This is a genomic window from Bradyrhizobium sp. SZCCHNS3052, assembly GCF_032484495.1.
Taxonomy (GTDB): Bacteria; Pseudomonadota; Alphaproteobacteria; order Rhizobiales; family Xanthobacteraceae; genus Bradyrhizobium.
Window position 1 is genome coordinate 92,521 of sequence record NZ_JAUETB010000004.1, and the last position, 14,176, is coordinate 106,696.

The window sequence follows — 14,176 nt, forward strand, 5'->3', positions numbered from 1 at the left end:
TGAACAGCACGTTTTCGTATCACGCAGCTTGGCGCGGGCGCCGGATCGGCGCTTGGCTGGTCGCCTGCGCCGTGACGATATGCTCTGTCGCCGGTGCGTCCGGTCACGCCGCCGCGCAGGGCACGCCGGCTCCGAAATCAGGCCCGAAGAGCGGCTCCCAGCTCAGCGCCTCCGACCAGCAGCGGGCCGGCCAGAGCCCCTCGACCACCCAGACGGCCCCGCCCAACCCGGTCATTCCCGATCCCCGGCGCAACGTGCCGGCCAGCATCTTCACCTCGTTCGACGCCAACCAGAAGGCGCAGGCGGCCAAGGTCAGCGCCTATCTGTCGTCGCTGCAGACCCTGGTCGGGAACTTCGTCCAGGTCGGCCCGGACGGCAGCAAGACCAAGGGCGATTTCTACATCCAGAAGCCCGGCAAGGTCCGCTTCGAATACGAGCCGCCGACGCCGATCGACGTCATCGCCGACGGCTCTTCCTTGGTGGTGCGCGACCGCAAGCTCGCGACCCAGGACGTCTATCCGCTGTCGCAGACGCCGCTGCGTTATCTGCTGTCCGACCGCATCGACCTGTTGAAGGACACCAACGTGATCGCGGTCGCCGCCGACGACCTCTACGTCACGATCACGATCGAGGAGAAGCAGGCCCTGATCGGGACCAGCCGGCTGATGCTGATGCTCGGCGCCAAGGACGGCCAGCTCAAGCAGTGGACCGTGACCGATCCGCAGGGCTACGACACCACGATTGCCGTCTACAATCTGGATACGACCAAGAAGCTCGATCCGGCGATGTTCAAGATCGACTTCACGGCCTACCCGTCCACACCGCCGGGCTGAGGCCGCCTCTCGCGCTCGCTCAGCGCGATTCGAGCCCGCGCACCTTCCACTGCGCTTCGGACAGTGCGAGCTTCTCGAAGCGCTTGCGCGCCTCCTCGAGGTCATCGGCCGGAAGCGCGTCGCAGCCGGGCCGATCGCGCAGGATCATCGACGTCGTCGCCCAGCTCAGACGCGCGGCCTTGCAGGCCAGCAGCAGGTCCGTGATGCGATCCTCCTCCAGCAGCGATTCGATCGTCTCGATGGTAACGACGCAGAGCAGCGCCAGCGCTGCGATCACGGCAGGGAAATCGCCGGTGGCGCAGAAGCGGTTGACGGCGGAGTCGCCGAGCTTGCCGGTCCGGCTGAGGGCGGCAACCTCGGCCTTGACCTGCTGATAATCCCATATCGCGCGCATCGCCGCGCCGGGCGAGCGCGTCGGCGTCGCCTGAAGGGTGGCGCGGGTCGCCGGCGGTGCGGCCTTGATGAAGCGGGCGCGGGCGCCCTCGCTGGCCGCGGCGACGAAGGCCCGCGACAGCTTGGCCGGCAGGTCGGTGCGCAGCGCCAGCTTCTCGGCGAGATCCTCGTCGCGCTCGGCGATCTTGAACAGGCTGCGATAGCCGTCCTCGGACAGCCGCGCGGAAAGATTCTGCGCCAGCGCCATGCGCACCGCCGGAAAGCCGCGCGCGATTAGCTGCGTCGTGAGGCTGTCGCCGATGCCCCTGCGGCTGGCGATCGCGACGAGATGCGCCGGGCTGCCGGTGCGGATGAACTCGGCGAGATCGCGCTCGGTCAGCACCGCCGCCTTGGCCAGCATCGGCCCCGCGACGCGCAATTCGGGGTGAACGGCGAGCATCCGCGCCGTCGCGTAAGGCGCGCGCTCGACGCCGGCGAGCGCCATGCTCAGCTCGGCCAGCAGCTCGGTCGCGACCTGCGGCATCAGCCGGGCGAACATCTGATCGTAGAGATCGAGCTGCTCGGTCGACGCCGGCCGCGGACCGGCCAGGAACAGGCTGGTGGTCCGGCGTAGCATGTCGGTGGCGAGCTCGGACACCGTCCGTGCATCACCGGCGGGCGTCTTGGCGGTCGGAGCTGCCGCAGGCGCTGGAGGCATCACACGTCCCTCGTTGGGCGCCTCCCCCGGCTGTGACGGAGGCGCGGGTCGATCATCAATTGAGGAAGAATGCGAAGGCCGGACTAAAGGGGCGTTAAGCGCAGCGGACGGAGCTGCAACCCCACGCGGCTGTCGTTAATGGATTGCGACAGAGCGCGGCAACGACAATGTTCCCGTATTGTTCTTGCGAACGATGCCGGCTTCCGCTAGCCTCCTTGCCCGGGAGGGGCATCATGGTCCAGCGCGTTTCCACCGTTGCCTTCGAGGGGATCGAGGCCCGCGCGGTCGACGTGCAGGTCCAGGTCGCGCCCGGCCTGCCGGCCTTCGCGATCGTTGGCCTGCCGGACAAGGCGGTGTCGGAAGCGCGCGAGCGGGTGCGCTCGGCGCTGATCGCCTCGGGCCTGGCGCTGCCGGCGCGGCGCATCACCGTCAATCTGGCCCCGGCCGACGTGCCCAAGGAAGGCAGCCATTACGATCTGCCGATCGCGCTCGGCCTGATGGCCGCGATCGGCGCCATTCCGCCGGATGCGCTCGGCGGCTTCACCGTGCTCGGCGAGCTCGGGCTCGACGGCTCGATCGCGCCAGTCGCCGGCGTGCTGCCGGCGGCGATCGGCGCCAATGCGCGCGAGGAAGGATTGATCTGCCCGGCCGCCTGCGGCGCCGAGGCGGCGTGGGCGAGCCCGGACCTGCAGATCATCGCGGCGAGCTCGCTGATCCAGATCGCCAACCATTTCAAGGGCACGCAGGTGCTGTCGCGGCCGCAACCGAAGATCCAGGAGGCGCCCGCAAGCCTGCTCGACCTGCGCGACATCAAGGGCCAGGAGAGCGGCAAGCGCGCGCTCGAGATCGCGGCCGCCGGCGGGCATCATCTGCTGATGATCGGCTCGCCCGGCGCCGGCAAGTCGATGCTGGCGGCGCGGCTGCCGTCGATCCTGCCGCCGCTGTCGCCGGCAGAGCTCTTGGAAGTCTCGATGATCGCCTCGGTCGCCGGCGAGATCGAGGGTGGCGCGCTGACGTCGCGCCGGCCGTTCCGCAGCCCGCATCATTCCGCGAGCATGGCGGCGCTGACCGGCGGCGGCCTGCGCGCCCGACCCGGCGAGATCTCGCTGGCGCATCAGGGCGTGCTGTTCCTCGACGAACTGCCGGAGTTCGATCCGCGCGTGCTGGATTCGCTGCGCCAGCCGCTCGAGAACGGCGAGGTCTCGATCTCGCGCGCCAACCACCGCGTCACCTACCCTGCCCGCTTCATGCTGGTCGCCGCGATGAATCCGTGCCGTTGCGGCAACGCGTTCGAGCCCGGCTATGCCTGCAAGCGCGGCCGCATCGACCGCTGCACGTCCGACTACCAGACGCGCATCTCCGGCCCGCTGATGGACCGCATCGACCTGCGCATCGAGGTCCCCGCCGTCACCGCCGCCGACCTCATCCTGCCGCCCGCCAAGGAAGGCTCGGCCGAGGTGGCCGCCCGCGTCGCCGCCGCGCGCGACCTGCAGCGCGCCCGCTATGCCAAAGCCGGCCTGCCGCACATCCGGACCAACGCCGAGGCCCCCGCCGCCGTGCTCGACGAAATCGCCAGGCTCGACGCGCCCGGCCAGAAGCTGCTGCGCGAAGCCGCCGAGACGATGCGGCTGTCCGCCCGCGGCTATCACCGCGTCCTGCGCGTGGCGCGGACGCTCGCCGATCTCGACCACACTGATGCGATCGGCCGGCTGCATCTGGCCGAGGCGCTGTCGTATCGCGCGCTGGCGGAGGACAGCCGGCATGCGGCGTAAAGGCGCCCCCTCCCCCTCAACACTCCGGTAACGACTTCTCTTTACGCTCCGACAACCATAGGGCCCGCGTTTTGTCCTCAGGCCTGCCGCGTCGGTGCGTATCATGTTGCGTTTCAAGGTCCTCGTCTCGGCTGTGCCGCTGATCGCGGCCGCTGTCATCGCCAGACTCGAATTGGCGCCCTCCCCGCAGCCCTGCATTGCCGTCGGTGCCGACAGCGTCTCGCTCGGCTCGGCGCCGTTTACCGCCGATCTCCATGTCGACGTCACCGATGACCCGGCGCTCGCCACCGTTCGCGTGGCGCTGGCCGACAGTCCGGAGACGGCTGATCTCGTCGTGGTCGACGATGTGCTCGCCAAGGAGGATCGTGGCTGCGGCATGACTGCCGCGACTGCGGTCGTCGCGATCGCCGCCGATCCGCATCCTGGCGCGCTCCGGATCCATCTCGCCAAGGACAGTGCAGCAGATGCTCACGCCGCCGCGCTCATCGTCTCGGCCCGCGGCCACGACTCACCGCCGGCCGATCCGGTTCGGTGAGTCGGGCTAACGCCCGGTTCACCATCTCAGCACGGCTTCATCGCGCGTGCATGACCTTTCAAAGTCTCAGCAATACCGACGCCGCATGGTGCGGGCCGGCCATGACATTGGGATCGAAATCGTCGGGGGTGATCGAGATGGGACCGATTTTTCACGTCAGGCTGCGCCTGCGCCGGTTCATGCGCCGTCACCGCACCATCTTCGCCATCCTGCGCTCGCTGATGATCTTCTCCGCCGGCTTCGGCGGCGCGTACGGCTTCATCAAGGCCAGCATCTCCGACAACTCCGGCTATAACCCGCACACGTTCGCGATCGGCGCCAGCTTCCTGTTCGCGCTCGCCTGCGTCGGCCTGGCCACGCTCAGCATGCGGCTGCGCTTCGTCGCCAGGAAGATGCACAAGATTGCGCTCCACAACGAGGTGCTGGCCGACCGGAACTGGGAGCTGCAGGAAGCCGAGCAGCGCGCCCGCAATCTGTTCGAGCAGCAGGGCGATCTCATCGTCATGCGCGAGCGCGGCGGCAGCATCATCTTCGTCAACGACGCCTATTGCCGGATGGCGGGCCTCGATCGCGACAACCTGCTCGGCAGCGCGTTCACCTTCGAGCTGATCGAGCAGGGCGACAGCGCGCTGGAGCCGAACGGCACGCGCGTCCACGACCAGCGCATCGAGAGCGCGATCGGGCCGCGCTGGATCGCGTGGCGCGAGGCGCTGGTGCGTTCCGACGCCGGCCAGCCCGCCGTGCTGCAATGTGTCGGCCGCGACGTCACCGACCGCACCGAGACCGAGCGGGCGCTGGCGGACGCGCGCGATCAGGCCAACGCCGCGAACCGCGCCAAGTCGCGGTTCCTGGCGATGGCCAGCCATGAGATCCGCACGCCGCTGAACGGCATCCTCGGCATGAGCGGACTCTTGCTCGAAACGCAGCTGACGCCGGAGCAGACGACCTACGCCAAGGCGGTCCGCACCTCGGGTGAGGCCTTGATGTCGCTGATCGACGAGCTGCTCGACTATTCCAAGATCGAAGCCGGCAAGCTGGCGCTCGAGGCGCAGCCGTTCTCGCTGGCGGCGCTGATCGAGGAGATCACCGAGCTGCTGGCGCCACGGGCGCAGGCCAAGCAACTGGAGATCGCGGCCTATCTCGACGAGCGGCTGCCGACCTGGGTGACGGGCGACGCCGCGCGGCTGCGCCAGGTGCTGCTCAACCTCGCCGGCAACGCCATCAAGTTCACCGCGACGGGCGGCGTTGCCCTGATCGCCGAGCCCGGCATCTGGCCGAACGAGATCAGCTTCCAGGTGTGCGACACCGGCATCGGCATCGCAGCCGACGCGCAGGAGCGGATCTTCCGCGAATTCGAACAGGCCGACGACAGCGTGGCGCGCAGCTTCGGCGGCACCGGGCTTGGCCTTGCGATCTCGGACCGGATCGTCAAGCGGATGGGCGGCCGCATCGCGCTGCAGAGCGCGCTCGGCGCCGGCTCGACCTTCGAGGTGTCGGTGCCGCTGCCGCCGGCGCTGGAGCGCGGCGAGCAGAACAGCTTCCGCGGCCCCGATCTCGCAGGACGGTCGATCATGCTGGTCGCGCCGGCCGGGCTGCAGGCCAAGCTGATCGAGCGGCGCTTGCAGAACTGGGGCGCGCAGACCTGCCTGGTCGCCGAGGCCGAGGTGGCGGAGGCCCTGCTGCCCGAACGCGCCTGGCACGCCGTGCTGGTCGACGACAGCATCGGCGGCGATGTATCGCTGCGTGTGGGCGGGGTCGCGCAACGTCATACGACGCGGCTGATCGTGCTGGTGACACCGGCGAGCCGCCACGAGCTGGCGCCGGGGGCGCCATTCAACGGCTATCTCGTCAAGCCGCTGCGGGCCGCATCGCTCGCCGCGCGCGTGAGCTTCGACACCGACGGCACGGTCATGGCCGACGATCCGATCCCGACCATCGCGCCGCCGATCGCGGCCCAGGCCGGCACGGGACTGTCCATCCTGGTCGCCGAGGACAACGACATCAACGCACTGCTGATGCGCTCGCTGCTGAGCAAGCTCGGCCACCACGCCGACATCGCCGTGCATGGCGAAGCCGCGCTGGACTCCTGGCTCGCGGCGCGCTCGGCCGGCGCGCCCTATGATCTGATCCTGATGGACGTGCAGATGCCGAAGCTCGACGGCATTGCCGCCGCCAGGCGCATTCGCGCCATCGAGGCCAGCGAGCCCGGCGGCCGCACCCCGATCCTGGCGCTCACGGCCAATGCTCTGGTCGAGGACCGTTACGCCTGCTTCGAGGCGGGCATGGATGGGTTCCTGGTCAAGCCGATCGATCGCGACAAGCTCGACGAGGCGCTGGCGAATCTGGCGGCGGCGCGACAGGTGCCAGCGTAGGTCATCAGTTGGAGCGGATCAGCTCGCGCCGCGCTCGCGGGCCCCGCTCACAACCGCCTCAGCGCCACCGTCTCGATCTCGTGATCCGCGCCCTTCTTCAGGATCAAGGTCGCACGCGGCCGTGTCGGGAGGATGTTGTCCTCGAGATTGGCCAGGTTGGTGCGCTCCCAGATCGCGATCGCGGTGGCGATGGCCTCCTCGTCCGACAGCAGCGCGTAGCGGTTGAAGTAGGACCGCGGATCATGGAACGCCGTGTCGCGCAGCGACAGGAAGCGCTTGACGTACCATTTGCGCAGGATCGCCTCGTCGGCGTCGATGTAGACCGAGAAGTCGAAGAAGTCGGAGACGACCGGCACGGCCTGGCCATCGCGCGGCAGCGGTCCGGTCTGCAGCACGTTGACGCCTTCGACGATGAGGATGTCCGGCTGGTCGATCTCGGCCCACTGATTGGGGACGATGTCGTAACTCAGATGGGAATACACCGGTGCGCGCACGGGATGGCGGCCGGCCTTGATGTCGGAGAGAAAACCGAGCAGCCGCGGCAGGTCATAGCTTTCCGGAAAGCCCTTCTTCTGCATCAGGCCCTGCCGCTCCAGCACCGCGTTCGGATACAGGAAGCCGTCGGTGGTGATGAGATCGACCTTGGGCCGCGGCGACCAGCGGGTCAGCAACGCCTGCAGCACGCGCGCAGTGGTGGACTTGCCGACCGCCACCGAGCCGGCGACGCCGATGATGTAGGGCATCTTGCGGTCGCGGATGCCGAGAAACTGGCGCTGCGCGTAGTACAGCCGCTGCGCCGCATCGACATACATCGACAGCAATCGCGACAGCGGGAGGTAGATGTCCTCGACCTCCTGAAGGTCGAGACGATCGTGCATCGACCGCAGCTTGGAGAACTCGCCGGGCTCCAAGGTCATCGGCGTGTCGTTGCGCAGCTCGGCCCATTGTTCGCGGGTGAAGACGCGGTACGGATTATATTGTTGTTCGGTGGTGCGCATGTCCATGACGCTGCCCTTCGTTTCCCCCGCCGTCGCGCCCTACTCCGTCTTGCGCGACGCCTTTTCTTCCAGCCCCGATTGGCCGGTCCGCTTGCCGAGCGCCGCCTCGACCTCCTCGAGCCGGACGTCGCGCGACTTCAACAACACCAACAGATGAAACAGCAGGTCGGCGCTTTCGGAGATCAGATGCTCACGGTCGGTGCCAAGTGCGGCGATGACCGTCTCGACCGCCTCCTCGCCCATCTTCTTGGCACATTGCGGCGGACCCTTGTCGAGCAGCTTGCGCGTATAGGACGCCTCGCCGCCCGCCGCGGCGCGCGCGTCGATGATGGCAGCCAGATCGTGAAGCGTGAAGCGGGACATCAGCCGGTACTCGGAACGCCTGCCCGACCACGGCGGCCGGACCAGCGTTCATCTAACATTTTTGCGACGCAATGTCGTCAGGGATCGAGCCGCATCGGCAGCCCCTGGCGCACCATGTGCTCCTTGGCCTGCCGGATGGTAAATTCCCCGAAATGGAAGATTGACGCCGCCAGCACCGCGGTCGCGTGGCCCTCGCGGATGCCGTCCACCAGATGATCGAGGTTACCGACACCGCCGGAGGCGATCACCGGCACCGGGACGCTGTCGGCGACTGCCCGGGTCAGCGGCAGGTCGAAGCCCTGGCGGGTGCCGTCGCGGTCCATCGAGGTCAGCAGGATCTCGCCGGCACCGAGCGCGACCACCTCCTGGGCGTATTCCAGGGCATCGATGCCGGTCGATTTGCGGCCGCCATGGGTGAAGATCTCCCAGCGGCTGCCGCCGCCCGGCCGCGACACGGACTTGGCGTCGATCGCCACCACGATGCACTGCTCGCCGAACTTCTCGGCCGCCTCCTTGACGAATTCGCGCCTGCTCACCGCGGCCGAATTGATCGAAACCTTGTCGGCGCCGGAACGGAGCAGGGTCTTGATGTCGTCGATGGTGCGCACGCCGCCGCCGACCGTGACCGGCATGAAGCAGGCCTCCGCCGTGCGCCGGACGACGTCCAGCATGATGCCGCGGTTCTCATGGGTGGCGGTGATGTCGAGGAAACACAGCTCGTCGGCGCCGGCCGCGTCATAGGCGATCGCGGCTTCGACCGGATCGCCGGCATCGCGCAGATTGACGAAGTTGACGCCCTTGACGACTCGTCCGTCCTTGACGTCGAGGCAGGGAATGACACGGACCTTGAACATCCTGTTTCCTCCTACGCACGCGCCGCGCGGATCAGCGCCAGTGCTTCCGCGGGATCGAGGCGGCCGTCATAGAGCGCGCGGCCGGCGATGGCGCCTTCGAGCTTTTTCGCCCGCGGTGTCAGCATCGCCTTGACGTCCTCGATCGAGGCCAGGCCGCCGGAGGCAATCACGGGAATCGAGATGGCGTCGCCGAGCGCGATCGTGGCGTCGAGGTTGAGGCCCTTGAGTAGGCCGTCGCGTGCGATGTCGGTGAAGATGATCGCGGCGACGCCGGCGTCCTCGAAGCGCTTGGCGATGTCGAGCGCGGTCACTTCGGATGTCTCGGCCCAGCCCTCGACGGCGACCTTGCCGTCGCGCGCATCGAGCCCGACGGCGACGCGGCCGGGGAAGGCCTTGGCTGCGGTCTTCACCAGCTCGGGATCGCGCACCGCCGCGGTGCCGATGATGACACGGGTGATGCCTTTGCTGAGCCAAGCCTCCACCGTCTCGAGATCGCGGATGCCGCCGCCGAGCTGCACCGGCATCTTGACGACTTTCAACATCGCTTCCACGGCGTGCGCATTCATCGGCTTGCCGGCGAAGGCGCCGTCGAGATCCACGACGTGGAGATAGTCGAACCCCTGGTCGGCGAAGCTCTTGGCCTGCGCGGCGGGATCGAGGTTGAACACGGTGGCGCGCGCCATGTCGCCCTGCTCCAGGCGCACGCACTGGCCGTTCTTCAGATCAATGGCAGGAAACAGGATCATCGGAGCTGTCTTTCAGGCAAGCGCCCTGCTCGCCCCTTGGACGAGCAGGCACGCTGCGCTCATGGCTTCCACTTCAGGAAGTTGGAAATGAGGGCGAGACCGAATCGCTGGCTCTTCTCGGGATGGAATTGGGTGCCGATCGCGGTGTCCTTGCCGACGATCGCGGTGACCGGTCCGCCGTAATCGGCGCGTGCCAGAACGTCGCTCTCGTTGACGGCATTCAAGTGATAGGAGTGCACGAAATAGGCGTGCAGGCCCTTCGGTCCGAGCGGCAGCCGCTCCAGCACCGGATGCTCTTGCAGCGCATCGAGCGTGTTCCAGCCCATATGCGGGATCTTCAGGCTCTCGTCGCGAGGCGTGATCTTCTCGACGTCGCCGGAGATCCAGTCGAAGCCGTCGGTGGTGACGTGCTCCTTGCCGCGCGTTGCCATCAATTGCATGCCGACGCAGATGCCGAAGAACGGCCGCGCCTTGTGGCGCACGGCTTCGGTCATCGCCTCCAGCATGCCGTCGACGGAGTCGAGCCCGCGGCGGCAGTCGGCGAAGGCGCCGACGCCGGGCAACACGATGCGATCGGCGCGATAGACCGTATCGGGATCGCGTGTCACGACGACCTTCTGCGGATCCGCCATGCCGCGCGCGGCGCGCTCGAACGCCTTGGCGGCGGAATGCAGATTGCCGGAGCCGTAATCGATGATCGCAACACTCATCGTCCACCTCCGGGTTCGGGAAACAAGCCAATGATGCTGGCATGCGGCAGCGGCGGCGGGTGCTGCCCATTGCCATTGTCGCGTGTCGGCGGCGCCGCGCCGCGATCGACGGTGTGGTTGTCGTAGCCGAGCGTGCTGCGCCGGGCGGCCCAGCGCTCGAAGAAGCGGCGCTCGGCGGCATCGAGATCGTCGGCGACGACGACGTCGATCTGGCGCCAATTGCCGCGCGAGTAGCTCCAGCGCTTCAGGCTCGAGGCTTCGAGCCCGAGCAGGATCGCAAGCAACAGATCGATTCCGGCAATCGCGCCGCCGCTGACGCCGACGCGCACCAGGACCACGTCGAGCGCGATCATCAGCACGGCCCAGACGAACATCGCAAGCCAGAGACGATGCCAGGCCAGCCAGACGGCGCCGAGCACGGCGGCCCAGAAATGGAAGCCGTCGCGGATGAAGACAAAGCGATCGGTCGAACGCAGATCGACCCCGGCGGCCAGGGGAGCGTGAACCGTATAGACGGGCATGTCGATAATCCCTTGGGAGGAGGGAGGTCAGCCGCCGAGCTGACCCTTGGTGGATGGCACTTCGCCCTGATTGCGAGGATCGATCGCAAGGGCTGCGCGGAGGGCCCGCGCCAGACCCTTAAAGCAGGATTCGGCGATATGATGGGCGTTCTCGCCGTACAGCGTCTCGACATGCAGGGTGATGCCGGCGTTCATGGCAAAGGCGTTGAACCACTCGCGCACCAGCTCGGTGTCGAACTCGCCGATCTTGTCGCGCGCAAAGGTCGTGCGGAATACCAGCATCGGCCGGCCCGATACGTCGATCACGACGCGCGTCAGGGTCTCGTCCATCGGCATGTGGATCGAGGCGTAACGGGTGATGCCGGCCATGTCGCCGAGCGCCTGACGCACGGCCTGGCCGAGGGCGATGCCGACATCCTCGGTGGTGTGGTGGAAATCGATATGGAGGTCGCCGACCGCCTTGACGGTCATGTCGATGCGGGAATGCCGGGCCAGCAGATCCAGCATGTGATCGAAGAAGCCGATCCCGGTCGCGATGTTCACGACGCCGGTGCCGTCGAGGTTCACGGACACCTCGATCTCGGTCTCTTTGGTCTTGCGCTTGATGGTCGCGCTACGCATGGGGTCAGCTTTCCCTTGAAAACGCGGCCCTTTTATCAGGCGGATGACACCTTAGCTACTGCGGGATGACGCCCCTCGGCCTTGATCTCGGGCCATGGTGAGCGGATTTCAAGGCCCGCCAGGGCAGGGCAGGGACCCGGTAATTGTATCCCGACGCCTGAACGCCTAAATCAGAGGATCAACCAGGGACCCCCCATGCACGCATCCGCGAACGAGCCCACCGTCTGGCACGGCACCACGATCCTGACCGTCCGCAAGGGGGGCAGGGTGGTGATCGGCGGCGACGGCCAGGTCTCGATCGGCCAGACCGTGATCAAGTCCAACGCCCGCAAGGTGCGCAGGCTCGGTAAGGGCGACGTCATCGGCGGCTTCGCCGGCGCCACCGCCGACGCCTTCACCCTGTTCGAGCGGCTGGAGAGCAAGCTGGAGCAATATCCGGGGCAGTTGACCCGGGCAGCTGTCGAACTCGCCAAGGACTGGCGCACCGACCGCTATCTGCGGCGGCTCGAAGCCATGATGATCGTCGCCGACAAGGACGTCTCGCTGGTCCTGACCGGCACCGGCGATGTGCTGGAACCTGAGGCCGGCGTGATGGCGATCGGCTCAGGCGGCAATTACGCGTTGGCCGCGGCGCGGGCCCTGCTCGACACCGACAAAGACGCCGAGAGCATCGTGCGGCGCTCGCTCGACATCGCCGCCGACATCTGCGTCTACACCAACCGCAACATCACCATCGAGACCTTGCAGGGCGGCTCAGCCATGGTGCGGGATTAATGGCTCAGGATTACGCCATCCGCGCAATGGCTGCCGCCGACCTGCCCTTGATACGCCGTTGGCTTGGCACGCCGGACGTGATGCGGTGGTGGGGAGAGCCCGACGAGCAATATGCGCTGGTGAGCGGCGATCTCGCTCATCCTGACATGGACCAATTTATCGTCGCGATCGATGGCCGGCCGTTCGCATATCTCCAGTGCTATGCGCTCTCAGCCTGGGATCATGGATTCGGGCGTCAACCGCCTGCCACGCGTGGCATCGATCAGTTCATCGGCGAGCCCGACATGATCGGGCGCGGCCATGGGGCGCGTTTCATTCGGCAGTTCGTCGAAGACCTGCTGCGATCGGCCGCGCCACGCGTGGTGACCGATCCAGATCCGGCGAACGCCCGTGCCGTGCGCGCCTACGAGAAGGCCGGATTCAGACGCGATCGGCTCGTCGAAACGCCGGAGGGCTCTGCGCTGCTGATGGTGAGCCAGCCCGGCGACTTGCCCTGATTGCGATCCAAACCTAGCTAGAGCCCCATGACCGACTTTTCACCCCGCGAAATCGTCTCCGAACTCGACCGCTACATCGTCGGCCAGGCCGACGCCAAGCGGGCGGTGTCCATTGCCTTGCGCAACCGCTGGCGCCGGTTGCAGCTCGATGCAGGCCTGCGCGAAGAGGTGCTGCCGAAGAACATCCTGATGATCGGGCCGACCGGCGTCGGCAAGACCGAGATCGCGCGGCGGCTGGCCAAGCTTGCGGGCGCACCGTTCCTCAAGGTCGAGGCGACCAAGTTCACCGAGGTCGGCTATGTCGGCCGCGACGTCGAGCAGATCATCCGCGACCTCGTCGAGGTCGCGATCGCCCAGGTCCGGGAGCGCAAGCGCAAGGACGTCGCCGCCCGCGCGCAGCTCGCCGCCGAGGAGCGCGTCCTCGACGCGCTGGTCGGCGCCAATGCGAGTGCTGCGACGCGCGACTCGTTCCGCCGCAAGCTGCGCGCCGGCGAGCTCAACGACAAGGAGATCGAGATCGAGACGCAGTCCTCCGGCGGCGGCTTGCCGATGTTCGAGATCCCCGGCATGCCGGGAGCCCAGATGGGCGCGATCTCGATCGGCGACATCTTCGGCAAGCTCGGCGGCCGCACCAAGACGCGGCGCGTGACGGTCGAGGCCTCGCACGACATCCTGATCGCGGAAGAATCCGACAAGCTGCTCGACAGCGAGCAGTTGGTGCAGGAAGCAATCAGCGTGGTCGAGAACAACGGCATCGTGTTTCTCGACGAGATCGACAAGATCTGCGTGCGCGAGAACCGCGCCGGCGGCGACGTCTCGCGCGAGGGCGTGCAGCGTGACCTGCTGCCGCTGATCGAGGGCACGACGGTCTCGACCAAGCATGGTGCGGTCAAGACCGACCACGTCCTGTTCATTGCCTCCGGCGCGTTCCACATCGCCAAGCCCTCGGACCTCTTGCCGGAGCTGCAGGGACGATTGCCGATCCGGGTCGAGCTGCAGGCGCTGACGCGCGACGACATGCGGCGCATCCTGACCGAGCCGGAGGCATCGCTGATCAAGCAATATGTCGCGCTGATGCAGACCGAGGGCGTGACGCTCGACATCACCGACGATGCGATCGACGCGCTCGCCGACATCGCGGTCGCGGTGAATTCGACGGTCGAGAACATCGGCGCGCGCCGGCTGCAGACGGTGATGGAGCGCGTGCTCGACGAGATCTCCTTCACGGCGTCCGATCGTAACGGCGAAACCATGCGCGTCGACGCTGCGTATGTGCAGCAACACATCGGCGACCTCGCCAAGAACGCGGATCTCAGCCGGTTCATTTTGTAGTCGGCTGCGCCTAGCAAGCGCTGAGCTTCTTCGCTCCGGCGCGGCGTCAAAATCCGCTGTCGTCCCCGCGAACGCGGGGACCCATAACCACCAAAGCTGATTGTGACTCACGATGGCGGCTCCAGCCTTGCCTCACCACGAACGGCGGCGGCTATGGG

15 protein-coding genes are annotated in these 14,176 nt (G+C 67.3%); 7 read left to right on the forward strand and 8 right to left on the reverse strand.

Features of this window, described 5'->3' with window-relative positions; genetic code table 11:
- Nucleotides 1-71 precede the first annotated feature (71 nt).
- On the forward strand, nucleotides 72-833 hold the full coding sequence (locus QX073_RS15345; RefSeq protein WP_316225980.1) for an outer membrane lipoprotein carrier protein LolA: 762 nt from the start codon (nucleotides 72-74) through the stop codon (nucleotides 831-833).
- A gap of 19 nt (nucleotides 834-852) precedes the next feature.
- Here the strand turns inward: QX073_RS15345 and QX073_RS15350 are convergent, their stop codons facing one another.
- Nucleotides 853-1,923, reverse strand: coding sequence for a DUF2336 domain-containing protein (locus QX073_RS15350; protein ID WP_315825700.1), 1,071 nt, complete (start codon nucleotides 1,921-1,923; stop codon nucleotides 853-855).
- A gap of 233 nt (nucleotides 1,924-2,156) precedes the next feature.
- Between QX073_RS15350 and QX073_RS15355 the strand changes: the two genes are divergently transcribed.
- From QX073_RS15355 to QX073_RS15365, 3 genes are all read left to right on the forward strand, one after another.
- The gene (locus QX073_RS15355; RefSeq protein ID WP_315750526.1) at nucleotides 2,157-3,695 is read left to right on the forward strand and encodes a YifB family Mg chelatase-like AAA ATPase; all 1,539 of its coding nucleotides are present in this window, start codon (nucleotides 2,157-2,159) and stop codon (nucleotides 3,693-3,695) included.
- A 103-nt stretch (nucleotides 3,696-3,798) separates the two neighbouring features.
- A complete protein-coding gene (locus tag QX073_RS15360) occupies nucleotides 3,799-4,230 on the forward strand; it encodes a hypothetical protein (RefSeq protein ID WP_315825699.1) in 432 nt (143 codons plus the stop codon).
- Nucleotides 4,231-4,367: 137 nt separating this feature from the next.
- Nucleotides 4,368-6,602: a PAS domain-containing hybrid sensor histidine kinase/response regulator gene (locus QX073_RS15365; RefSeq protein ID WP_316225981.1), complete on the forward strand. Its 2,235-nt coding sequence runs from the start codon at nucleotides 4,368-4,370 to the stop codon at nucleotides 6,600-6,602.
- Between the two features lie 47 nt (nucleotides 6,603-6,649).
- Here QX073_RS15365 and coaA read toward each other — a convergent pair whose 3' ends face one another.
- The 7 genes from coaA to hisB all read right to left on the reverse strand — a co-directional run bounded on the left by coaA (nucleotide 6,650) and on the right by hisB (nucleotide 11,415).
- On the reverse strand, nucleotides 6,650-7,606 hold the full coding sequence (gene coaA / locus QX073_RS15370) for a type I pantothenate kinase (protein WP_315716783.1): 957 nt from the start codon (nucleotides 7,604-7,606) through the stop codon (nucleotides 6,650-6,652).
- A gap of 33 nt (nucleotides 7,607-7,639) precedes the next feature.
- Nucleotides 7,640-7,963: a phosphoribosyl-ATP diphosphatase gene (locus QX073_RS15375; RefSeq protein ID WP_315716784.1), complete on the reverse strand. Its 324-nt coding sequence runs from the start codon at nucleotides 7,961-7,963 to the stop codon at nucleotides 7,640-7,642.
- A gap of 77 nt (nucleotides 7,964-8,040) precedes the next feature.
- On the reverse strand, nucleotides 8,041-8,817 hold the full coding sequence (gene hisF, locus QX073_RS15380; protein ID WP_315716785.1) for an imidazole glycerol phosphate synthase subunit HisF: 777 nt from the start codon (nucleotides 8,815-8,817) through the stop codon (nucleotides 8,041-8,043).
- Between the two features lie 11 nt (nucleotides 8,818-8,828).
- Nucleotides 8,829-9,563 (reverse strand): 1-(5-phosphoribosyl)-5-[(5-phosphoribosylamino)methylideneamino]imidazole-4-carboxamide isomerase, encoded by a 735-nt coding sequence (hisA, locus tag QX073_RS15385; RefSeq protein ID WP_316200454.1) that lies wholly within the window; start codon nucleotides 9,561-9,563, stop codon nucleotides 8,829-8,831.
- 59 nt (nucleotides 9,564-9,622) lie between these two features.
- Nucleotides 9,623-10,273 (reverse strand): imidazole glycerol phosphate synthase subunit HisH, encoded by a 651-nt coding sequence (hisH, locus tag QX073_RS15390; RefSeq protein WP_315750522.1) that lies wholly within the window; start codon nucleotides 10,271-10,273, stop codon nucleotides 9,623-9,625.
- The gene (locus QX073_RS15395) at nucleotides 10,270-10,794 is read right to left on the reverse strand and encodes a DUF2628 domain-containing protein (RefSeq protein ID WP_316225982.1); all 525 of its coding nucleotides are present in this window, start codon (nucleotides 10,792-10,794) and stop codon (nucleotides 10,270-10,272) included. The genes hisH and QX073_RS15395 overlap by 4 nt, the downstream gene beginning before the upstream one ends.
- Nucleotides 10,795-10,821: 27 nt before the next feature.
- Nucleotides 10,822-11,415 carry an imidazoleglycerol-phosphate dehydratase HisB gene (gene hisB, locus QX073_RS15400; RefSeq protein WP_315716789.1) on the reverse strand — a complete coding sequence of 198 codons (594 nt, stop codon included), beginning with the start codon at nucleotides 11,413-11,415 and terminating at the stop codon, nucleotides 10,822-10,824.
- 195 nt (nucleotides 11,416-11,610) lie between these two features.
- Here hisB and hslV point away from each other — a divergent pair, with 195 nt between their 5' ends.
- From hslV to hslU, 3 genes are read left to right on the forward strand one after another with little or no spacing between them, the layout of a single operon-like run.
- Nucleotides 11,611-12,189: an ATP-dependent protease subunit HslV gene (hslV, locus tag QX073_RS15405; RefSeq protein WP_315825696.1), complete on the forward strand. Its 579-nt coding sequence runs from the start codon at nucleotides 11,611-11,613 to the stop codon at nucleotides 12,187-12,189.
- Entirely contained in the window at nucleotides 12,189-12,686 is a 498-nt protein-coding gene (locus QX073_RS15410) for a GNAT family N-acetyltransferase (protein WP_316225983.1), read from the forward strand. Before hslV ends, QX073_RS15410 begins: the two co-directional genes overlap by 1 nt.
- Before the next feature lie 27 nt (nucleotides 12,687-12,713).
- A complete protein-coding gene (gene hslU, locus QX073_RS15415; RefSeq protein WP_315716792.1) occupies nucleotides 12,714-14,018 on the forward strand; it encodes an ATP-dependent protease ATPase subunit HslU in 1,305 nt (434 codons plus the stop codon).
- Nucleotides 14,019-14,176: the final 158 nt, after the last annotated feature.